General features: G+C 61.7%; 16 protein-coding genes and 1 pseudogene. 9 read left to right on the forward strand and 8 right to left on the reverse strand.

Features of this window, described 5'->3' with window-relative positions:
• Positions 1–155: 155 nt before the first annotated feature.
• Together AC1RP7_RS26715 and AC1RP7_RS26720 are read left to right on the forward strand one after the other, a co-directional pair.
• Positions 156–2693: a PAS domain-containing hybrid sensor histidine kinase/response regulator gene (locus AC1RP7_RS26715; protein ID WP_493183342.1), complete on the forward strand. Its 2538-nt coding sequence runs from the start codon at positions 156–158 to the stop codon at positions 2691–2693.
• Between the two features lie 65 nt (positions 2694–2758).
• Complete coding sequence (locus AC1RP7_RS26720; RefSeq protein ID WP_007898282.1) at positions 2759–3034, forward strand: peptidylprolyl isomerase; 276 nt, start codon at positions 2759–2761, stop codon at positions 3032–3034.
• Between the two features lie 178 nt (positions 3035–3212).
• Here the strand turns inward: AC1RP7_RS26720 and AC1RP7_RS26725 are convergent, their stop codons facing one another.
• The 4 genes from AC1RP7_RS26725 to AC1RP7_RS26740 form a co-directional block, all read right to left on the reverse strand.
• Positions 3213–4148 carry a sugar kinase gene (locus tag AC1RP7_RS26725; protein ID WP_493183341.1) on the reverse strand — a complete coding sequence of 312 codons (936 nt, stop codon included), beginning with the start codon at positions 4146–4148 and terminating at the stop codon, positions 3213–3215.
• Positions 4149–4290: 142 nt separating this feature from the next.
• Positions 4291–5508, reverse strand: coding sequence for an amino acid deaminase (locus AC1RP7_RS26730; RefSeq protein WP_493183339.1), 1218 nt, complete (start codon positions 5506–5508; stop codon positions 4291–4293).
• Between the two features lie 39 nt (positions 5509–5547).
• Entirely contained in the window at positions 5548–6312 is a 765-nt protein-coding gene (locus AC1RP7_RS26735; protein ID WP_057714591.1) for an IclR family transcriptional regulator, read from the reverse strand.
• A 171-nt stretch (positions 6313–6483) separates the two neighbouring features.
• The gene (locus tag AC1RP7_RS26740) at positions 6484–6873 is read right to left on the reverse strand and encodes a RidA family protein (RefSeq protein ID WP_057714589.1); all 390 of its coding nucleotides are present in this window, start codon (positions 6871–6873) and stop codon (positions 6484–6486) included.
• A 307-nt stretch (positions 6874–7180) separates the two neighbouring features.
• Between AC1RP7_RS26740 and wecB the strand changes: the two genes are divergently transcribed.
• The 6 genes from wecB to AC1RP7_RS26770 all read left to right on the forward strand — a co-directional run bounded on the left by wecB (position 7181) and on the right by AC1RP7_RS26770 (position 16514).
• Positions 7181–8332 (forward strand): non-hydrolyzing UDP-N-acetylglucosamine 2-epimerase, encoded by a 1152-nt coding sequence (wecB, locus tag AC1RP7_RS26745; protein WP_057714588.1) that lies wholly within the window; start codon positions 7181–7183, stop codon positions 8330–8332.
• Positions 8329–10503 (forward strand): cyclic di-3',5'-guanylate-activated glycosyltransferase NfrB, encoded by a 2175-nt coding sequence (gene nfrB / locus AC1RP7_RS26750; protein ID WP_218498189.1) that lies wholly within the window; start codon positions 8329–8331, stop codon positions 10501–10503. Before wecB ends, nfrB begins: the two co-directional genes overlap by 4 nt.
• Positions 10500–13664, forward strand: coding sequence for an NfrA family protein (locus tag AC1RP7_RS26755; protein ID WP_493183338.1), 3165 nt, complete (start codon positions 10500–10502; stop codon positions 13662–13664). Before nfrB ends, AC1RP7_RS26755 begins: the two co-directional genes overlap by 4 nt.
• Positions 13664–14542, forward strand: a complete 879-nt coding sequence (locus tag AC1RP7_RS26760; RefSeq protein ID WP_218498191.1) for a DUF4434 family protein — start codon at positions 13664–13666, stop codon at positions 14540–14542. Before AC1RP7_RS26755 ends, AC1RP7_RS26760 begins: the two co-directional genes overlap by 1 nt.
• Positions 14526–15602 (forward strand): GGDEF domain-containing protein, encoded by a 1077-nt coding sequence (locus AC1RP7_RS26765; protein WP_090455636.1) that lies wholly within the window; start codon positions 14526–14528, stop codon positions 15600–15602. The genes AC1RP7_RS26760 and AC1RP7_RS26765 overlap by 17 nt, the downstream gene beginning before the upstream one ends.
• Positions 15603–15788: 186 nt before the next feature.
• Positions 15789–16514, forward strand: coding sequence for a hypothetical protein (locus AC1RP7_RS26770; protein WP_340312133.1), 726 nt, complete (start codon positions 15789–15791; stop codon positions 16512–16514).
• On the opposite strand, the gene AC1RP7_RS26775 is transcribed toward AC1RP7_RS26770, so the two are convergent.
• Positions 16508–16633, reverse strand: coding sequence for a hypothetical protein (locus tag AC1RP7_RS26775; RefSeq protein ID WP_340312135.1), 126 nt, complete (start codon positions 16631–16633; stop codon positions 16508–16510). The two genes, AC1RP7_RS26770 and AC1RP7_RS26775, sit on opposite strands and share 7 nt — an antisense overlap.
• Positions 16634–16709: 76 nt before the next feature.
• On the opposite strand from AC1RP7_RS26775, the gene AC1RP7_RS26780 reads away from it, so the two are divergent.
• Complete coding sequence (locus AC1RP7_RS26780) at positions 16710–17933, forward strand: NADH:flavin oxidoreductase/NADH oxidase family protein (protein ID WP_493183335.1); 1224 nt, start codon at positions 16710–16712, stop codon at positions 17931–17933.
• A 146-nt stretch (positions 17934–18079) separates the two neighbouring features.
• On the opposite strand, the gene AC1RP7_RS26785 is transcribed toward AC1RP7_RS26780, so the two are convergent.
• The 3 genes and pseudogenes from AC1RP7_RS26785 to AC1RP7_RS26795 all read right to left on the reverse strand — a co-directional run.
• A complete protein-coding gene (locus tag AC1RP7_RS26785; protein ID WP_167362867.1) occupies positions 18080–18625 on the reverse strand; it encodes a vWA domain-containing protein in 546 nt (181 codons plus the stop codon).
• 119 nt (positions 18626–18744) lie between these two features.
• Positions 18745–19752 (reverse strand): magnesium chelatase ATPase subunit I, encoded by a 1008-nt coding sequence (locus tag AC1RP7_RS26790; protein ID WP_493183333.1) that lies wholly within the window; start codon positions 19750–19752, stop codon positions 18745–18747.
• A 150-nt stretch (positions 19753–19902) separates the two neighbouring features.
• A pseudogene (locus tag AC1RP7_RS26795) lies at positions 19903–21279 on the reverse strand (cobaltochelatase subunit CobN); the annotation flags it as partial.
• Positions 21280–21358: the final 79 nt, after the last annotated feature.

The following is a 21358-nucleotide window of genomic DNA, read 5'->3' on the forward strand; positions in this document are numbered from 1 at the left end:
TAGCGGAGTGTCAGTTGACATCAATGCAACGTGACCCGACGCCATCGCGAGCTTGCTCGCTCCCACAGTAACCGCTCAAGCCTTCGAATCAACCTGCACCTATCACCTGTGCAAGAATAGTCCCAGCCAAAGCGACTCATGTGCAGGACTCCTTGATGAACGCAATACCAACCGCCAGCGATGCCCAGGCCTTGATCGCCCGAATCGACTGGGCAAGCAGCCCGCTGGGCGCTGCCAGCACTTGGCCACAAAGCCTGCGAACCGCCGTGGACATCGTCATTCATTCACCGATGCCGATGCTGCTGTTATGGGGCCCGCAACTGACGCAAATCTACAACGACGGCTTCGCCCTGCTCGCCGGGAGCAAACATCCGCACGCTTTCGGACAACCGACACACCTGATCTGGCCAGAGTTGCAAGACTTCACCGACCCGATCTACAGCGCCGTCCTGCAAGGTCAGGTGCGCAGCTACAGCGAGCAGCGCTTTACCCTGCAACGCGGGGACCGGGAGTCTGACTTCTGGCTCGACCTGACCTACAGCCCGATCCGCGACGAAGGTGCCCGGGTGTCCGGGATCCTGGTCACCGCCATCGAAACCAACGAACGCCGGCGCATCGCCCTCGAACTCGAACAGCGCTCGGCGGCCAGCCTCAAGGCCCAGCGTGAAACCGAGGAACGCCTGCAACTGGCCCTCGCCGCCACCGATGCGGTCGGTACCTGGGACTGGGACATCAGCGAGGACCGCTTCATCGCCGATGCGCATTTTGCCCAACTGCATGGCATCGACCCGGCCATGGCCAGTCAATTGCCGATCAGTGAATACCTGCACGGCGTACACCCCGAAGACCGCGCCCTGATCGCCCGCAGCATCAAGCATTGCATCACCCATGGCACCGAATACGCCGAGGAGTATCGCCTGCTGCAAACCGACGGCCAGATGCGCTGGGTATTTGCCCGCGGTCGCTGCTACAAGGATCACCATGGCCGGCCAGTGCGCTTCCTCGGCGCCGCCCTGGACCTGACCGAGCGCAAACACACCGAACAGGCCCTGCGCCAGAGCCAGACCGAGCTGCAACTGATCATCAACGCCATGCCGGTCCTGATCAGCTACGTCGACCGCGAAGAACGCTTTCGCCTGAACAATGCGGCGTACCTCGACTGGTACGGGCTGACGCCGCAAGAGCTTTACGGGCGAACCATTCTTGAGGTGCTCGGCGAAGAAGCCTATGCGCTGCGCGCTCCGCACATCAAGGAGGCGCTGTCCGGCCGGCCCTGCTGTTTCAGCATCAGCACGCCACACCGCGACGGCAGCATCCGTCAGGCCTTGATGAATTACCTGCCACGCCACGGCGCGGATGGCGCCGTGAACGGTTTCTACATCTTCGTGATCGACGAAACCGAGCGCAAAAAGACCGAAGAAGCCCTGCGTAACCTCAACGAAACCCTTGAAGAACGGGTTGCCGCCCGCACCCGCCAACTGGCCGAAGCCAACGAGCGCCTGCAAAACGAGATGTTCGAGCGCGAACGTGCCGAAGACGCCTTGCGCCATGCGCAGAAAATGGAAGCGGTCGGCCAGCTTACCGGCGGCATCGCCCATGACTTCAACAACATGCTCACCGGCATCATCGGCAGCCTCGACCTGATGCAACGCTACATTGCCGACGGCCGCGCCAGCGAGATCGGTCGATTCACCGAAGCGGCCGTGTCCTCGGCCAACCGCGCCGCCGCCCTCACCCATCGCTTGCTGGCGTTCTCCCGCCGCCAATCACTCAATCGCAAGCCGCTCAACCCCAACGAGCTGATCCACTCTCTGGAAGACTTGTTCAGGCGCACCAAGGGCGACCATATCGAGCTCGACCTGCAACTGGCCGAGAACATCTGGCGGGTCAACACCGATGTCAGCCAACTGGAAAACGCCCTGCTCAACCTGGTGATCAACGCCCGGGACGCCATGCCCGATGGCGGCGAGTTGCAGATCGAAACGGCCAACGTGTACCTCGACGGCAGTGACATGACGACCCTGGAACCGGTCAAGGCCGGTGACTACGTGATGATTGCCGTCAGCGACAACGGCACCGGCATGACGCCCTCGGTGCTGGCCAAGGCATTCGACCCCTTCTTCACCACCAAGCCCATCGGCCAGGGCACCGGTTTGGGCTTGTCGATGATTTACGGTTTCGCCCAGCAATCGGGGGGCCACGTCAGTCTGTTCAGCCTGCCGGGACGGGGCACCAGCGTGCGCTTGTACCTGCCGCGCCTGCATTCGACCGAGTCGGAAAAAGTTTTGTCGCCCGTCATCGGCGAGGCACCGGCGGCCATTGCCGGCGAAACCGTGATGCTGGTCGAGGACGATGCGGCGGTGCGCATGCTGGTATTGGACCTGCTCAATGAGCTCGGTTACCGCGCCCATGAAGCCGAAGATGCCAAGGGCGCCCTGCCGCTGCTGGAGTCGGACCTGCGGGTGGACCTGCTGGTGACGGACGTCGGGTTGCCGGGCATGAACGGCCGCCAACTGGCGGAAATCGCCCGTCAGCATCGTCCCGAACTGAAAGTGCTGTTCATGACCGGTTACGCCGAGATCGCCGCCGAGCGCCAGGGTTTTCTCGAAGAGGGCATGGACATGGTAGCCAAGCCGTTTTCCATCGATCTGCTGGCCAACAAGATTCGCACGATGATCAGTCAATCGGACTGAGTTGAGGCATAATCGCGCGCCCCCACTGCCGCCCACATAGCCACCACCGTTGCAAGGTACCGCCAATGAAAGCTCAAGCCCGCCATATTCTGGTGAAAACCTCGGAAGAAGCCGAGCAGCTCAAACAACGCATCGCCAAGGGCGAAGCGTTCGACGTGCTGGCCAAGAAGTATTCGACCTGCCCATCGGGCAAGCGCGGCGGCGATCTCGGTGAAGTGCGGCCGGGACAGATGGTCGGCGTGATTGATGCGGTGATCTTCAAGAAACCGCTGCGGGTGGTGCATGGGCCGATCAAGAGCAAGTTCGGGTATCACCTGGTGCAGGTGTTTTACCGGGATTGAGTGGCTGGTCAGGCCCCTGTGGCGAGGGGGCTTGCCCCCGTTCGAGTGCGCAGCACTCGTGAGTTCGCTGCACTCGGCATGTCAGATAAATCCGGTAGACAGGGTTTGGGGCTGCTTCGCAGCCCAACGGGGGCAAGCCCCCTCGCCACAAAGCCCCCCTCGCCCCAGTTAATGCATTTCAATCTCTGGGAATCAGCGCCCCCGGCACCTGAATCACCCGGCTCGCCAACCGATGCCCGGCCTCGGCGGCTTGCGAAGGGCTGCCGCCCTTGAGTCGCGAAGCCAGATACGCCGCGCTGAACGAATCCCCCGCCGCCGTGGTGTCCACCACCCGCTCGACCTTCTGCGCGGGCACTTCGAACGACTCTCCATCACAACGAATCAGGCACGCTTGTGCGCCGCGCTTGAGCACCACTTCCGGCGTACCGATCTGCTCATACGCGGCAAACACCGCGTCACCATCGGCATAACCAAACAACGCCTGTTCGTCATCCACCGTCAGCAACGCCAGGTCGACATACGCCAGCACACTGCGATATGCCGCCCGGGCGTCTTCGACCGATGCCCACAGCCGTGGCCGGTAGTTGTTGTCGAACACGATCCGCGCATCGCGCTGGCGGGCTTCGATCAGGGTTTCCAGCAGTTTTTCCCGACCTTGCGCTCCGAGTACCGCCAGGGTGATGCCGCTGAAGTACAGCACATCATAATCCGGCAGCGCGGTGAGAATCGGCGCGGCGGCCGGGGTGGTGAAGCAATCGCGGACGGCCGCTTCGTTGCGCCAGTACAGAAAGCGTCGCTCACCGGCGGTGTCAGTCTGGATGCAATACAAACCCGGCAGGCGTCCGGGCAGACGCTGGACCATGGCGAGCCCGATATTTTCCGCCGCCCAACTCTGGCACATCGCGTCGCTGAAACTGTCATCGCCCAGGGCGGTGACGTAGTCCACGGAGCCGTCCTCTCCCAGTTCCCGGGACAGGTACACGGCCGTGTTCAATGTGTCGCCGCCGAAGCTCTGTTGCAGGCTGCCGTCGGCGCGATGCTGCAACTCGATCATGCACTCGCCGATCAGGGCGATGCGTGGAGTGTTGGGGCCCAGGGTGTTGATGGTGTTCATTGTTGTGGGGTCTCTGGTATTTCGGTGTTGTCTGGTCGGCCGCCATCGCGAGCAAGCTCGCTCCCACAGGGATTTTGTAAACGCCATAGATCCAATGTGGGAGCGAGCTTGCTCGCGATGGCCGCAACTCGATCTCAAACCCTTAGAAACAGGTTTCCATCGTCTCGATGACGTTCAGTTGCTCATCCACCAGGCAACCGACACGCCACTTGTCGAACGTCAGGCACGGGTGCGAAGTGCCAAACGAAATGATGTCGCCCACCCGCAGATCAACCCCCGGTGGCACGGTCATGAACGCATGCTGGTCCATCACCGCAGTCACCTTGCAGACGCTCACATCATCGCCTTTGGCCGGCACGGCGCCCGCCTTGTAACGCAGCAATGGCACCGGCAAACCGGCGTCGTAGGCCACGTCGCGCTTGCCCAGGGCAATCACCGCAAACCCCGGCTCCGGCAGCGACTGCACGTGCGCCCACACCTCCAGCGCCGGACGCAGGCCTTCGTGCAGGTCGCTGCGACGGTCGAGCACGCAGCACTGCGCTTCCTTGTAGATGCCATGATCATGGGCCACGTAACTGCCGGGACGCAGAACACTGAGGAAACGCCCGGCGGCGTTCTGCGCTTCAAACGACTCGGCAATCAGGTCATACCAGGCCGAACCCGACGCGGTGATGATCGGCTTGGGGATGGCGAAGGCACCGCTGTCCTGCAACTGCACCGCCAGGCGCACCAGTGACGCGGCGAAATCGCGGATACCGGTCACCGCGTGATCGCCGTGGATCACCCCTTCGTAGCCTTCGATCCCGGTCAGGGCCAGCGCCGGTTGCGCGGCGATGGCCTTGGCCAGGTCGAGCACTTGCTGCTCGCTGCGGCAACCGCAGCGACCACCGACAACGCCGTATTCGATCATGACGTTCAAACGCACGCCACGGGAGGCGAAATAGGCACCGAGGTCGGCGACGTTGTCCGGGTGATCGACCATGCAATAGAAGTCGAACGTCGGGTCGGCCAGCAGGTCGGCAATCAGCGCCATGTTCGGCGTACCGACCAACTGGTTGGCCATCAGCACCCGGCGCACACCATGAGCGTAGGCCGCACGGGTTTGGGTGGCACTGGCCAGGGTGATGCCCCAGGCACCGGCGTCCAGTTGGCGCCGGAACAGCGCCGGGGTCATGCTGGTTTTGCCATGGGGCGCGAGTTCCGCTCCGCTGTCGCTGACGAACGCCTGCATCCAGCGAATGTTGTGTTCCAGCGCCTCGCGGTGCAGTACCAGCGCAGGCAGGCTGACGTCACGCACCAGGCTGGCACCCTTGGGTGCGGTGCCTTTTTCCACGGCGGCGGTATTGGGGGCAGAAGACATGGTCGAACTCCTCGTTCACGCGGCCGCAGGCAGCCGCTGTTATTCGTTGATGCGACGGGCCAGGCTATTGGCGCTTTCGATCAGCACCCGGCGGTAGTCGTTGTAGTTGTTCTTGGCATCGGCCCGGGGGGCGACGATGCACAGGGTCGCGATGGCCACGCCGTTGGGGTCTTTGACCGGTGCGGCGAAGCAATGGGTAAAGGTGTCGGCGACGCTATCGAAGGAAAAGAAACCATCGATTCCGGCCTGACGGATTTCCTTGAGAAACTGCGCAAGTTCCAAGCGTTCGCCGTTGGGCAGGATGAAGTCGTCGTGGTCGATCAGGTCGACGATTGCCTGGTCGCTCAGGTGCGCCAGCAGCAAGCGCCCGGATGCGGTCCAGGGGATGGGCGCGTTTTCACCGATGTCCGAGGAAATGCGGAAATGCCGCTCCCCCTCCTTCATCAGCGCAACGGTGTACTTGCGCCCGTTGAGCAGGCACATCTGCGCCGTTTCACGGGTCTGGCTGACGATTTCCTGCAAGGCGTGATCGGCCTCGCGAGTCAGGTCGAAATGTCGCAGGTGTGCCTGCCCGAGAAAGTACAACTGGCGACCGAGGTAGACATGACCATCCTTGCCCACCGGCTCCAGGATGCGTCGTTCCAGCAGCGAGGCCACCAGTTCGTAGACCGTGGATTTGGGGCTGCCGATGCCGCTGGCGATGTCGTTCGGACGCAGGGGCTGGCCGATCTCCTTGAGGAAATCGAGGATATCGAACGCCCGGTCCAGCCCGCGTGCCCGGCGCTTGATGGTGTCTTCGGTCATTTCAGTGGTTCCCATTCATGGTCGCCTGGAGTTTACCCAGTGTGCCGCGCTCACCGTTAGGCCGCCTTCGCGGGCAAGCCCGCTCCCACAGGGAATGGTGGTGTGTCTGCAATCTGTGGCAGCACACAAACCTGTGGGAGCGTGGCTTGCCCGCGATGGGCGCGACTCGGTTCAAGCCTTTTTCTTGTACGCAATGCAGTCGATCTCGACCTTGCAGTCGACCATCATGTTCGCCTGCACGCAGGCCCGCGCCGGGGCATGTTCAGGCTTGAAGTACTCGGAGAACACCTTGTTGAAGCTCCAGAAATCCCGCGGGTCTTCCAGCCACACGCCAGTGCGCACCACGTCTTCGAGGCCATAACCGGCCTCTTCAAGGATAGCGATCAGGTTCTTCATGGTCTGGTGAGTCTGCTCGACGATACCACCGACAATGATCTCGCCATCCAGCGCCGGCACCTGGCCGGACACGTGCAGCCAGCCATCGGCTTCGACAGCGCGGGCGAATGGACGAGGCTGACCGCCGCCGGCGGTGCTGCCGGTGCCGTAACGAGTAATGCTCATGGGTGTTTCTCCTGACTGGAAGTTATTGTTCCGCTATAGCGGAATTAATTGTGCAATAACGGAATAAGCGGCAGAAAGTGTGCCACAGGATGTGGAGGGAATGTGAGAGGGATTGAAATTTGTTTTGAATCAGAGGGACGGGTATCTGGTTCTCAATTGGGTGCACATGACCCCACTCGAAGCAACACCCGCGACTCAGAGCAGCTTCATTGGACAACCGCCCACCCGACTGCTTTATTCTATGTTCAGGAAATTACCGGTTTTAGCAGCCGCGACGTGTTCGGCGTGCGCGGTCCCAGGAGGGTTGATGTCATTTAAAGTCATGATGGTTTTCGGTACGCGTCCGGAGGCCATCAAGATGGCCCCCCTGGCACGGGTCCTGCGCAATTGGCCAGGTATAACCCTGAACATCTGCTCCACAGGCCAGCACCGGGAAATGCTCAAGCAGGTCCTCGACTCGTTCGAGCTGACGGTCGATGAAGACTTGCAGGTGATGACCCAGGGCCAGACCCTCAACGGTCTCTCCGAACAATTGCTGGGGCATCTCGACAAAGCCTACGAGCGGGTGCATCCGGATATCGTGCTGGTACACGGCGACACCACCACCAGCTTCATTGCCGCCCTCGCCGCCTTCAATCGCCAGATACCCATCGGCCACGTCGAGGCAGGTTTGCGTACCGGTAACTTGCGTGCACCCTGGCCTGAGGAAGCCAACCGGCACCTGACCGGTGTCATCGCCGACCTGCATTTCGCGCCGACCACCATCAGCCAGGACAACCTGCTGCGCGAAGGTGTGTCCAAGGCCAACATCGAGGTCACCGGTAACACGGTGATCGATGCGCTGGTATGGATGCGCAAACACCAGCAGGAAATCCACTGGCACCCGGCCGCCGACTCGCCGCTGGCGGTGCTCGACGACAACAGGCGCATGGTGCTGATCACCGGGCATCGCCGGGAGAATTTCGGCGGCGGCTTTCGCAACATCTGCCTGGCTCTGGCCACCCTTGCCGAACGTTATCCCGATGCGCAATTCGTCTACCCGGTGCACCTCAATCCGCAGGTGCAAAAGGCGGTCTACAGCGTCCTCTCGGACAAACCCAATATCTATCTGGTGGCACCGCAGGATTACCAGCATTTCGTCTGGCTGATGGACCGCGCCTATTTCATTCTCACCGATTCCGGTGGCATCCAGGAGGAAGCACCAGCCATTGGCAAGCCGCTTCTGGTGCTGCGCGATGTCACGGAGCGGCCATCGGCGCTCGAAGGCGGAACCGTGGTGCTGGTGGGCACCGACACCGACCGCATCGTCAGGGAATCGAGCCTGTTGTTCGATGATGAAGCCACCTTCCAGCGAATGAGCCGGGTCCATAGCCCCTATGGCGACGGACACGCCAGCGAACGCATCGCCAATCGCCTCGGCATCTGGCTCAAACACCGCACGGCGGGTAAAGCCGTATGAGCCTGGTGTTTGTCGACTTCTTTGCCTATGTGTTGTTCGGTCTCAAATACCTCGCGATTACCCTGGCCCTGCTGATGTTCATACTCGGCCTCGATGACCTGTTCATCGACCTGGTGTACTGGACCCGCAAGCTGATCCGGCGCTGGCGGATCTATGAAAAATTCGACCGAGCCGATGAGCAACGGCTGTATTCCATCGGCGAAAAACCCCTGGCGATCATGGTGCCGGCGTGGAACGAAGTCGGCGTGGTCGGTGAAATGGCGCGCCTGGCCGCCTCGACCATCGACTACGAGAACTATCAGATTTTCGTCGGCACCTACCCCAACGACGCCGAGACCCAGGCCGACGTCGATGCGGTGTGCCTGCATTATCCCAACGTGCACAAAGTGGTGTGCGCCCGTCCCGGTCCTACCAGCAAGGCTGACTGCCTGAACAACGTGATCGACGCCATCCTGCGCTTTGAAAACGATGCAAAGATCCAGTTCGCCGGCTTCATCCTGCACGATGCCGAGGACGTGATTTCACCCATGGAGTTGCGCCTGTTCAACTACCTGCTGCCGGCCAAGGACCTGATCCAGATTCCGGTCTATCCCTACGCGCCGGAATGGCATGGCTTCACTGCCGGGCACTACGTCGACGAGTTCGCCGAGAACCATGGCAAGGACGTCATCGTGCGTGAAGCACTGACCGGGCAAGTGCCCAGCGCCGGGGTCGGCACCTGTTTCAGCCGTAAGGCCATCAGTGCCCTGCTCGAAGACGGTGACGGTATCGCCTTCGACGTGCAGAGCCTCACCGAAGACTACGACATCGGTTTCCGCCTCAAGCAAAAAGGCATGAAGTGCATCTTTGCCCGTTATTCGGTGACCGACCCGAAACTGGCACTGGAACAACCATGGGTGTTCGGCATGGACCGCGCCTTTTCCCAGGTGATCTGTGTGCGCGAGCACTTTCCCCGGGACTTGCAGTACGCGATCCGGCAGAAGTCGCGCTGGATCGTCGGCATCGTGTTCCAGGGCACCAAGAATCTGGGCTGGAGCAGCAAAGGCCTGCTCAATTATTTTCTGTGGCGCGACCGCCGTGGCCTGATTGCGTACCTGTTGAGCTTCCTGGTGAACATACTGCTGGTGGTGTTGCTGGCGATGTGGCTGGTCACCGTGATCGCGCCGACCGCCTGGCGGTTCCCGTCGATCCTCTCTGACAGCACGTTGTTGGCGGGCCTGCTGTGGCTCAATGGCTTCATGCTGCTCAACCGGCTATTCCAGCGCGGTTGGTTTGTCACCCGTTTTTACGGACTCGGCGAAGGACTGCTGTCGGCGCCCCGGATGGTGTGGAGCAATTTCGTGAATTTTTTCGCCAACGTTCGGGCGTTGCGCCAGGTGATGGAAATGGGCGATTCCCGTCGCGTCGCCTGGGACAAGACCACCCATGAGTTTCCGGCCCTGGCTGAAGCCCAGCGCACCCCGCTGGGCCATCGCCTGGTGGAAAAAGGCCTGCTGTCTGAAGATCAACTCGAAGCCGCGATCACCAACCCGGTACGCCGACGCCTGGGTCAGGAACTGCTGCTGCGCGGGCACATCGACACCACGCAACTGGTGCAGGCCCTGGCCGAACAACTGGACCTGGAATGGGCGCCACTCAATCCGTTCAAGCTCGACAAACGCCTGATCGACGCCGTGCCGCGCAAAATCGCTACACACTACGGCGTGTTGCCGGTCGCCGAGGAGAACGAAACCCTGGTGCTGGCCTCCGAAGGTCCGGTGAGCCAGGTGTCCCTGGGCGCCATCAGCCGTCAACTGAAACGCCCGGTGCGTTGCCGCCTTGCACCACAAGGCCGGGTGACGCTGGGGATCCGCTACTGGTACGCCAGCCCTCGTCAAAGCGAGGAAGTGCATCAGATGCTTGAGGTGCTTGAGCAAAATCAGGACGACGAAGACCTGATTGAGCGCGTCAGCCATCACCAAGTGTTGCTGGGCAATCTGTTGCAAGTACGCGGCATGGTGCCGCCAACCCTGTTCAATCAGGCGCTGATCGATTTCGATGCGGAAAAAATGTCTCTCGGTGAACACTTGATTGAACGCGGCATGATCACACAGGAAATCCTCGAGCAGGCCCTGGTCGATCAGACGAGCGAGCAGCACGCAGCGTACTGCATTGCCCGGGAGGCCGCATGAAGCCTGTCCATCGTCAGACCTTGATGGCCGGTAGCCTGTTGCTCTGTCTGAACACGACGGCGTGGGTGCAAGCCGAACCCTTGACCGATTTCGATCAGTTCCGCAGTTACCCCTATATGGACCGCAGTTACCGCGAAGCGAAAAACGGCAACTGGAAGGAAGTCGAACGGCTGATGCGCCACCTGCTGAGCAAAGTGCCGCAAAACGATGAAGCACGGGCGTTACTGGTGCAATCGCTGGTCAAGCAGCAACGCTACGAAGATGCCCTGCAAGCGCTGCCGGATACCCCGTCCAACAGCGATAGCCTGCTCAACTTGCGCCTGGCCTGGATCGAACAGGATCCGCCGGACAGAAAACAGGTGGAGCAATGGATAGCCTCCAGCAATCTGGAGCATCGCGTGCGCCTGTGGCAGGCCTACAGCGCGAGCCTGGCCAAGCGCGGCGGCGCGGCCTCGGCCCATGACTGGCTGGCGCAACTGCCACCCAAGGGTGATGAGCAAGCGCTGCAACAGGCCCGGGCCAACTGGTCCGAGCAACTGCGCGATTGGGATGGCACCATCAAGGAACTGGCGCCACTGGCCGCTAACCAACAACTCGATGCCCAAAGCTGGCAACGCCTGGCCAACGCCTACGTGCAACGCCTCGACGAGCAATCCTTGCAGCAACTGCTGCAAACAGCGCCAAGCCCGGAAGCCGCGCGCAAGACCCGGCTGGCCATGGTCGACCGGGCGATTGCCATGGGCCAGGTCCAGCAGGCGCAGCGCTGGATGCAATCGCTGCCGCCTGCCGATCTTGCCGACCCGGCGCAACGCCAGCGTCTGTGGGAACTGGCGCGGCAAACCGGCGACAGCGCCACGGTACAACGCTTGAGTGGTGAGTTGCAGCGGCCATGCCTGGAGACCGCCGACTGGCTGTCGCGTCGTGATCCGCAAGCTGCGCTGAGCCAATTGAAAAGTTGCCAACCCGAAGAAAACCCGCAGGCCTGGCTGGTCCTCGCCCAGCGCCTGCAAGCCACCGACCTGCTGCAAACGACCCGTCTACCGGAGCCTTGGGACACGCGACGCCGCGAACACCTGCTCGACGTCTGGCAGGAGGAAGGCCGCAGCGACAAAGTCATGGCCTACCTCGCCAGCCAGCCGCAGACCGCCGACGTGGTCAAACGCCGCGCTGAACTGCTCCAGGCATCGGATCACGATACCGAAGCGGCGGCATTCTGGGAGCGGCATTACCAGCAGACCGGCAACCTCGATTCGCTCAACCAGGCTACCTACCTGGCGCTGAATGCCGGCCATCGTGAACATGCGCAACAGTTGCTCGAGAGCGCCTTCGACCGCCACGGCGGCAAGCTGCCGACGCCCCTGCTGCAAAGGTTGGCGGGGTTGTATGCCGCGTCGACACCGACCGCGGCACAACAGCAACGCATTGTTTCGCTGCTCAAGCGCGTCGACCCCGCCACTCGCGGGCAACTGCTGGCGCAACTGGCGGAAAACGGCCAGTGCGGCGCGGTTCAACAGGCCATCGGTGATCTCCCGCAAGCTGCGGGCGACTACCGCGCCCTCGGCCGTTGTGCAATGCCCGAGCGCCCCGGCGAAGCAGTGGTGTATTACCAGACCGCCGAAAAAATGGGTGACCAGAACACTCGCCTGCCACTCGCCTACGCCCTGGAGGCGGCCGGAGACTCGGCCGGTGCCCTGGCCATCTGGCGCAGCATTCCAGATGCCGAACTCAGCGACAATGCCCACCTCACCGCCAGCCGCGGCGCCCTGAATATCGGCGACACGCAAACAGCTGAACGCTACTGGCAACTAAGCCGCACCCGTGGTGCCAATGAGTGGACCTTGGGCGCGGCGATTGCCGATGCCCAGGGCGATCACACCCTCGCGCTGCAACGCCAGCGGTCCGCCCTGCAGCTGGTACCGGATGCCGAGCATTACTATGCGGCCTCGGTCACGGCGCAAAAGGCCGGCGACCTGCAACAAAGTACCGAATGGCTTGCCGAAGCGGCGCGCCGCGAACCGGACAATCCCCGTTATCGGGCCGACTACGGCGTGCGCCTGGCCGGTGCCGAGACCAAGGCAGCACGCGCCGGTTCCATCCCGTATCTGCAACGCGCCACCCAGGATTTCCCGGAAGACTATCGCCTCGGCGAAACCCTGGCCTGGCGTTATGACGAGGTCGAAGACAGCGCTTCGGCGCGCAAGGAACTGCGCCGGGTGATCGATCTGGAGCAGAACCCGGTGGCCGCCGATGACGAGGATGGCAGCATGGAAGCGCGCCGCTATCGCCAGCGTCGCGCCCACGAAAGCCTGTCCCGTCGCGACACAGTCACCATCGCCAGCACCTGGTCACCGGCCGGGATATCGACCAACGACATCCTGCGTCCCGACGACAGCATCGGCACACAGCGACGCTCCAGTTCACAGAACGTGCAACTGGCCATGTGGGACCACGCACTGGGCGATGAACCCAGCCGCGCCGGCAGCACGCTGTCGGTCTATGGCCGCGTGTTGCTTGGCGGCGTGGGCAGGTCGAGCTATGCCGAATCCCTGGGTACCGGCGTCGGCCTGCGCTACAAGCCCTGGGGCACCGCCAACATCAACTTCTATGGCGAAATCTACAAACAAAGCCAGTTCGATGATCAGGACAACCATGGCCTGAGCCTCGGCCAGATGCTGGTCCCCGACAAGGTGTCCGATCAGGCCGAGGATCACCGCGATGATGGCCACACCACCACCGACTACCTGCTGCGGACAACCGCGTCGTTCCTTGATCAGGGTCGATTCCGCAACGATTGGCGGGTCGATGAAAGCGATTGGGAGGAGCGTTTCCTCTACCTCGACGCGGCGTGGTGGACCAAGGCCGGCGACCATCAATGGTTGTCGCGCTTCCAGCAAGGGCACACCTGGAAACTTCCGTTCAACGGCGCACAAACGATCATGCCGTACGGCTTTCTCGAATTCGCGACCCAGGACCCGAGCAACGACTGGCGCCAGGATCTGCGCACCGGTCTGGGCCTGCGTTGGCAATGGTGGTTCGACGACGATGTCTACAACGCCTATCGCGCGCACTTGACGGTGCGCACCGAGTATCAACAAGCGTTGGGTGGCAATCTGTATGAAGGCGGCAACGGCGTGCTGGTGGGCGTGGAGTTGAATTTCTGATGAAGCGACTTCTTTTGGCTTTGTGCCTGTTGCTGGGCGCCGCGGCGACCCATGCCGACGAACGGATTTTCTATCAACCGCTCAATGTCGATGCCAACCTGAGCCAGGCGCAATGGCAGCGGATCTGGCAGGACAGCGCCCGCCAGGGCGTGCACACGGTGATCGTACAGTGGACGGCCTACGGCGATTCGGACTTCGGCGGTGCCGACGGCTGGCTTGCCCGCAGCCTGAAACAGGCCCAGGCCCAAGGCCTGAAACTGGTGCTGGGCCTGTACATGGACCCGGCCTATTACCAGCGTATCAATGAGCTTGACAGTGCCGGGCTGGCAACGTACTGGCAGACGCAACTGGGGCAGTCGCTGGCCCGGCAGCAGAAACTGCGCAAGGACTGGAAACTCCCCGTAAGCGGCTGGTATCTGCCCATGGAACTGGATGACCTGCACTTTCTGGCACTGGATCGCCGACAAAGATTGCAACGCCAGCTCAAGGATTTTTCCGGCAAGCTCGACGCGCCATTGCACATCAGCGTGTTCAACGTCGGCAAACTCGCGCCACAAGTGAATGGCCAATGGCTGGGGGAATTGGCGAACGCCGGAATCCAGGTGTGGTGGCAAGACGGTGCCGGCACCGGACGCTTGCCACCATTGATTCGCAATGGCTACGCCAATGCGCTGCCCTGCTCCATCGGCATCGTCAGGGAAGCCTTCCGGCAAGTCAGCGCTGCCGGACAACCCTTCCGTGCCGAACCGATGCCGCCACAAACCTCTTCACCGGGTTGCCACCCGACATCGGTTTTCTCCCTGCGCTACCGACCCTGGGGCAAGGTGATTCTCGACAACCAGCACAAGGGCAAGGTCGGCGATGTACAAAACCATTGAAGACGAAGTGCTGAAAAAATCGGCGCCGGCTGAGCTCAAGGCCGAGTTCCTCCAACATGAATTCGATCGGCTGCACACATTTTGCGTACTGATCTACATCGCCAGCATCGTGGTCTGGGTTGCTTACGACCTGATCCTGAGTTTCATCGGCGGGCAGCCATTCACCTGGCGTTCGCTGGTGTTCTTCGGTGTCTTCACCATTCTCGTCATCATTCTGCTGTTTATCCGCGACGCCCGGCACTTCCAGAAACTCAACCTGCTGTTTGTGCTCACCATTGCCTTCGGCACGCGGCTGCTCATCGAAGGCCTGGGAAACGACCACCAACCGGCCTGGCTGTTGCTGGCGGCTTCGACCACCCTGTTCACAGCCTCGGTGTTGCCGCTGAGCCGCTGGTCATTCTTTGCCGCGCAGTTGGTGACCTGGTGGTTTCTCAATCCCTTCTACAACACCGGTATCGAACAGTTTGAACTGGGGGGCGTGATGGCCCTCAGTTACACGACATTTATCTGCGGCCTGACCCTCTACAGCTTCCTGACGCTGCACAAGGCCAAGCTCAACAACTTCATCATGTCCAGGCTGCTGCTGGACCAGGCCTACATCGACACCCTCACCGAAATCCCCAATCGCCGTTCGTTCATGACCCGCGCAAGCCTGCAGTTGAACAGCGTGCCCCGGGAAAACGACCACTACCTGGCGATGATCGACATCGACAACTTCAAGAAGGTCAACGACGTCTACGGCCACGACATTGGCGATGAGGTGCTCAAGCGCATCGCGCAGGACATCAAGTCGGTGACGGCCCACCACGAATATGCGCGATTGGGTGGCGAGGAGTTCGCGATTTACCTGGCCGGGGTTAGCCGCGAAGACGTCGAGACGCTGGCCGGCGACCTGTGTCGGGTGGTACGCGAGCAACCCACTCGACACCCGGTGACCATCAGTATCGGCCTGGCCCGGGTGCTCGACGGTGACACACTGAACCAGGCGCTGATCAAGGCCGATGCGGCCTTGTATGAGTCAAAACATACCGGGAAGGATCGCTACACATTTCATCAATAAAGCTATCTATCCCACCTACTGCAAAGCGCCTCCTCATCGCAAACCGAGCGATGTGTGCCATCGAAAAAAGATCTGTTTAAACCCGACCAATCTGCTTGCTACTGTCAAATATGACAGTAGACGCTTCTGAGTAGGCAAGGAAATACTGGCGCCGCATCTGACTATCGAAACCAAAGGGGATCGAACATGAATACGGCGAGAACTTTATTTGTTTGCGCGACGCTGGGGATGGGTTTAACGGGTTGCAATATTGATCCGGACGCGACTGTTTCCACGGTCAGCGAAGAGTGCAGCAGCTTGGTCAATGGAAAGTACATCGGCCAGAATGGCCCTGAAGTTTGCATTACGACACCGCTTTCAAAAAGTGCCACATCCATCTCGGGCACGATCGTTGGGACCACGGCTACAGGCCCGTTCATGGTAACGGCGAAAACCAGCGATGACGTCATTTTGAAGCAGGTATCCACGCTGTCTAACGGTAACTTCACGATGTCACAATTGAATCTGCAAAACCTGCCAGGCAAGGGCATTTCATTTTCGGTTGTGGTAACGGGTGTAAGTTCACCGCCCACCAAACTGGTAGTCGGCCAGGAGCCACCGTCAAAATGTTCACAAGGAGCTCCGAACTATCCGTTATGTGGCACTTATCCCGGCGCGATCTTTTTTCCAATCAAAACCTCCGTTACCACCATTTTCTCTGTTTTACCTGGGGAATTTTATACTGGGGCTACCTTGCTCCCGTCTTTCATGGGTTTAAGTACAACCCGCTGGAGGCCAGACCGATACATCAGCTTCTTACGAAACGTTTCTGCTCCCATAAGGCCGGGAGAGGAGCAAACCGTTTTTGCGACTATCGATAACACTGAGTCTTTTGCCTACCCTGTCACTCAAACTGTTTTGCCCGCTCAATAGTAAAAATCCCCTTCGGGCCGGGCCTGGAGGGTGTCGATCCAGCCCGGCAACTGCGCCTTGCCATGGGTCATCCGCGATGCGGTCAACCCGCTCAACTGCGCCAATTCACCGATCTTCATTGCAGCCCAATTTATCTGCTTGACATTAAAGTTAACTTTAAGGTTAGCCTCTGCTCATCACTACGAGGAGCCAAGCATGTCGCCCTTTCAAGCGTTGAATTTGCCCAACGGCCAGACCATCGGCAATCGCATTGCCAAAGCCGCGATGGAAGAGAACCTCGCCAATACCGATCAAGTACCCGACAAGGCACTGCTTCGCCTGTATCAGGCCTGGGCCGAGGGCGAGGCCGGCTTGTTGCTGACCGGCAATGTAATGATCGACCGTCGCGCCATGACCGGTCCCGGCGGTGTAGCGCTGGAAGACGAGCGTCACCTGGAGCGCTTCCGCCAGTGGGCCAGCGTCGGTCGGGCCGGCGGTGCGCATTTCTGGGTGCAGCTCAACCATCCTGGCCGCCAGACCATGGCCAACCTTGGCCAGCAAGCTCTGGCGCCGTCGGCGGTTGCGCTGGATCTGGGCCCGTTCTCGAAGATGTTCGCCGAACCCAAACCCATGAACGCGGACGACATCCAGGAGGTGATCCGACGCTTCGCCACCAGCGCCGCACTGGCCGAGAAAGCCGGTTTTACCGGCGTGCAGATCCACGCCGCCCACGGCTACCTGATCAGCCAGTTCCTTTCGCCGCTGACCAATCGGCGCACCGATCAATGGGGCGGATCCCTGGAAAATCGTGCGCGACTGCTGTTGTCCGTCGTCGAGGCGGTTCGCCAAGCGGTGTCGCCGCAATTTTGTGTGTCGGTAAAACTCAACTCAGCAGATTTCCAGCGCGGTGGTTTCGATGCCGATGATGCGCGGCAAGTGATCCAGTGGCTCAACGAACAACCGATCGACCTGCTGGAACTCTCCGGTGGCAGTTACGAAGCACCTGCCATGCAAGGCGAGGCACGCGACGGCCGAACCCTGGCGCGGGAGGCGTACTTTCTGGAAATGGCCGGCGAACTGGCCAGCGTGGCGCGGATGCCGGTGATGGTGACCGGCGGGATCCGGCGTCTGGCAATCGTCGAACAGGTCCTCGACAGCGGCCTTGCCATGGCCGGCATCGGCACCGCGCTCGCTGTGGAACCACACCTGGTCAAGCACTGGCGCGAAGGCCAGGACAGCCATCCGCAACTGCCGCCGATCCGCTGGAAGCGCAAGCCCCTGGCGGCGCTGGCGAGCATGGCGGTGGTCAAATTCCAGCTGCATCGCTTGAGCCGTGGACGCAAAACCCGGCCTGAAGTCTCGGCGTTGTGGGCGTTGATTCTCGACCGGTTATACATTGGCAAGCGCACCCGGCAGTATCGGCAGGCGATGGGCAAGTAATCCGAAGTTGGTGGTGGCTGACCCACCGCTTTCGCGAGCAAGCTCGCTCCCACAGGGATCATTCGGTGTTCACAGACTTTGTGTTCACCCGGACCAATGTGGGAGCGAGATTGCTCGCGATGAGGCCCGTGCAGACAAAGTAAACTTCAGCCAGGAAGCAGCTCGTCAATGTGCCGATACTCGGCCTGCAACTGCGTCGCCAACACCCTGCTGCGCCCGAGCCGGATCGGCCCGCGCTCGATGTCGATCAGCACCCCCGGGCACTCCAGCACGGGCAACAACGGCCAGTCCTTCAGCCGTCCATCGGTCACCAGCAACAACCGCTGCTGCTCTGCCGGAAAACGCTTTTGCCGTGCACCAAGCCATCGCCCCGCTTCGCCCAACGCGGCCAGTAACGGCGTGCCGCCCCCGGCGCCAAGGCCATCGAGCCAATGGCGCAACCCGGTCGAGGCCTTCAATCCCTGCACCTGCCACTTCGGTGTAGCACCGCTGGCTGTGAGCAGCGCCAGACGCGCACGCTGGCGATAGGCATCGTCGAACAACTGCGCCAGCAAGCCCTTGGCATCGCTCAATGCCTGATGACGGCGGGTCGATGCAGAGGCATCAACGATCACCAGCCACAGTTCGTGGGGCGAGCGAGTGCGCAGCTGAAACAACAGGTCGTCGCGCTGACGCGGTCGGCCATTGAGCAATGTGCCAGGCCAGTTGACCGAGCCGCTACGGGCCGTATGACGCTTACCCTGTTTGCCGTGGTCCAGCCGCCCGGCTCGGGGTCTGGCATTCGCCCCCGCATCGGAGCGTGGGCGAATGCCTAGGGCTTTTTTGGCCAGCTCGGCACTTCACGTCGTGCACCGACCGCCAGCGGCTGGGCAGGCAACTCGCCCCACTGGCCCTGCCCTTCGCCCGGGTTGGCGTGCTGCGGCACCGAGTGTTGCGTCGCCTGGGATGACTGAGGCGTCGGTGCGCAATGTTCGCGACGGCGATGGCGCAAGGCGAACTCGGCGACTGCGTCGATATCTTCCTCGGCGATGGCGTTCGCCCCGCGCCAGGCAGCGTGAGCCCGGGCAGCGCGCAGCCAGACCAGATCGGCGCGCAAACCATCGACGCCAGCGGCGAAGCAACGTTCGGTGATGTGTGCCAGCGCCTGGTCGTCGAGGGGAATGCTTGCCAGTGCATTGCGTGCGTTCTGGCAACGGTCACGCAGAGTCGCCTGTGCGGATTCCCATTCGGCGCAGAAACCTTGCGGGTCGGCGTCGAAATCCAGGCGACGACGGATGATCTGACCACGCTCGACCGGCGCGGTGTGACCACCGAGGGCGACGTTCAAACCGAAACGGTCAAGCAATTGCGGACGCAGTTCTCCCTCTTCCGGGTTCATGGTGCCAATCAGCACGAATTTTGCCGAATGCCTATGGGAAATGCCGTCACGCTCCACCAGATTGGTGCCGCTGGCGGCCACATCGAGCAGCAGGTCAACGAGATGATCGGACAACAGATTGACCTCGTCGACATAGAGCACGCCACCGTCAGCCTTGGCCAGTACGCCGGGGGAAAACTGTGCGCGACCTTCGCCCAGTGCCGCATCGAGATCGAGGGTGCCGACCAGCCGCTCCTCAGTGGCGCCCAGCGGCAAGGTGACGAACTGACCGCTGGCCAGCAGATCCGCCAGACCGCGGGCCAGCGTCGACTTGGCCATGCCCCGCGGGCCTTCGATCAGGACGCCGCCGATTTTCGGGTCGATGGCGGTCAGGCACAGGGCCAGCTTCAAATCGTCGGCGCCGACCACGGCGCAGAGCGGGAAATGCGGGGTGTCGGTCATTGTTCTATCTCGGTCATGGTCGGTAATCTTCACAGGCACCCCAATCCCTGTGGGAGCGAGCTTGCTCGCGATGGCGGAATGTCAGGCAACATTTTTGTCGACTGAACGCATGTCATCGCGAGCAAGCTCGCTCCCACAGGTTTAAGTGCGTCAGCCATCTTCTTCTATATCCAGCAAAAGATTCTCCAGCGCCTCGCGGTACTCGCCGGGCTCCTTCCACATTCCCCGTTGTTGCGCCTCGAGCATGCGTTCGGTCATATCGCGCAAGGCATGGGGATTGTGTTCGCGGACAAAATCCCGGGTGCCCGGATCGAGCAAATAGGCATCGGCCAGCAACGCGTACTGGTGATCGTCGATCAACTGCGTGGTGGCGTCGAAGGCGAAAAGGTTGTCGACCGTCGCAGCCATTTCGAACGCACCTTTGTAGCCGTGACGTTTAACGCCTTCGAGCCACTTCGGGTTGGCCGCCCGGGAGCGGATCACACGGTTCAGCTCTTCCTTCAAGGTGCGAATCTTCGGCAGGTCCGGCTGGCTGTGGTCGCCATGATAGCTGGCCGCCGCCTCGCCTTTCAGGCTTTCCACCGCCGCGAGCATGCCGCCCTGGAACTGGTAGTAATCGTTGGAGTCGAGCAGATCGTGCTCGCGGTTATCCTGGTTTTGCAGCACCGCCTGTACCTGGCTCAGGCGCTGGCTGAACTGTTCCCGGGCGGCGGTGCCTTCGTCGGAACCGCCGTAAGCGTAGCCACCCCAGTTGAGGTAGACCTCGGCCAGGTCCTCGCGGCTCTGCCACAGGCGACCGTCGATGGCGCCCTGCACACCCGCGCCGTAGGCACCGGGTTTGGCCCCGAATATCCGCCAGCCGGCCTGACGTCGCGCTGTGTCTTCATCGAGCCCCGCCTGCAGCAAGGCTGCACGCTCGGCGCGTACCTTGGCCGCCAACGGGTTCAGGTCGTCCGGCTCATCGAGATCGGCCACCGCTTGCACCGCCGCGTCGAACAAACGAATCAGATTGGCGAAGGCATCACGGAAGAAACCGGACACACGCAAGGTCACGTCCACCCGCGGGCGGTCGAGCAAACTCAACGGCAGAATCTCGAAATCATCGACCCGCTGGCTACCGGTGGCCCAGACCGGGCGCACGCCCATCAGCGCCATCGCCTGGGCGATGTCATCGCCACCGGTGCGCATGGTTGCGGTACCCCACACCGACAAGCCGAGCTGGCGCAAATGATCGCCGTGGTCTTGCAGGTGCCGTTCGAGAATAAGGTTGGCCGACTGGAACCCGATGCGCCACGCCGTGGTGGTCGGCAGGTTGCGTACATCCACCGAATAGAAGTTGCGCCCGGTGGGCAGCACGTCAAGACGACCGCGACTGGGCGCGCCGCTGGGACCGGCCGGGACGAAGCGACCGCCAAGCGCATCGAGCAATCCGCGCATTTCCGCCGGACCGCAGGCGTCCAGCCTTGGCGCGACCACGTCGCGCAGGCTGTCGAGGATGGCTTGCACCTCAGACCAACCCGCCTCCTGTAGGAGCGGGGGGGGGGGGGGGGGGGGGGGGGGGGGGGGGGGGGGGGGGGGGGGGGGGGGGGGGGGGGGGGGGGGGGGG

This window comes from Pseudomonas sp. GW822-FHT01E03 (assembly GCF_058802985.1).

What these genes read in the sequence shown, in the direction of transcription:
- AC1RP7_RS26715 (WP_493183342.1), top strand. Translation starts at nt 156, where the DNA reads ATGAACGCAATACCAACCGCCAGCGATGCCCAGGCCTTGATCGCCCGA.
- AC1RP7_RS26720 (WP_007898282.1), top strand. Translation starts at nt 2,759, where the DNA reads ATGAAAGCTCAAGCCCGCCATATTCTGGTGAAAACCTCGGAAGAAGCC.
- AC1RP7_RS26725 (WP_493183341.1), bottom strand. Translation starts at nt 4,148, where the DNA reads ATGAACACCATCAACACCCTGGGCCCCAACACTCCACGCATCGCCCTG.
- AC1RP7_RS26730 (WP_493183339.1), bottom strand. Translation starts at nt 5,508, where the DNA reads ATGTCTTCTGCCCCCAATACCGCCGCCGTGGAAAAAGGCACCGCACCC.
- AC1RP7_RS26735 (WP_057714591.1), bottom strand. Translation starts at nt 6,312, where the DNA reads ATGACCGAAGACACCATCAAGCGCCGGGCACGCGGGCTGGACCGGGCG.
- AC1RP7_RS26740 (WP_057714589.1), bottom strand. Translation starts at nt 6,873, where the DNA reads ATGAGCATTACTCGTTACGGCACCGGCAGCACCGCCGGCGGCGGTCAG.
- wecB (WP_057714588.1), top strand. Translation starts at nt 7,181, where the DNA reads ATGTCATTTAAAGTCATGATGGTTTTCGGTACGCGTCCGGAGGCCATC.
- nfrB (WP_218498189.1), top strand. Translation starts at nt 8,329, where the DNA reads ATGAGCCTGGTGTTTGTCGACTTCTTTGCCTATGTGTTGTTCGGTCTC.
- AC1RP7_RS26755 (WP_493183338.1), top strand. Translation starts at nt 10,500, where the DNA reads ATGAAGCCTGTCCATCGTCAGACCTTGATGGCCGGTAGCCTGTTGCTC.
- AC1RP7_RS26760 (WP_218498191.1), top strand. Translation starts at nt 13,664, where the DNA reads ATGAAGCGACTTCTTTTGGCTTTGTGCCTGTTGCTGGGCGCCGCGGCG.
- AC1RP7_RS26765 (WP_090455636.1), top strand. Translation starts at nt 14,526, where the DNA reads ATGTACAAAACCATTGAAGACGAAGTGCTGAAAAAATCGGCGCCGGCT.
- AC1RP7_RS26770 (WP_340312133.1), top strand. Translation starts at nt 15,789, where the DNA reads ATGAATACGGCGAGAACTTTATTTGTTTGCGCGACGCTGGGGATGGGT.
- AC1RP7_RS26775 (WP_340312135.1), bottom strand. Translation starts at nt 16,633, where the DNA reads ATGAAGATCGGTGAATTGGCGCAGTTGAGCGGGTTGACCGCATCGCGG.
- AC1RP7_RS26780 (WP_493183335.1), top strand. Translation starts at nt 16,710, where the DNA reads ATGTCGCCCTTTCAAGCGTTGAATTTGCCCAACGGCCAGACCATCGGC.
- AC1RP7_RS26790 (WP_493183333.1), bottom strand. Translation starts at nt 19,752, where the DNA reads ATGACCGACACCCCGCATTTCCCGCTCTGCGCCGTGGTCGGCGCCGAC.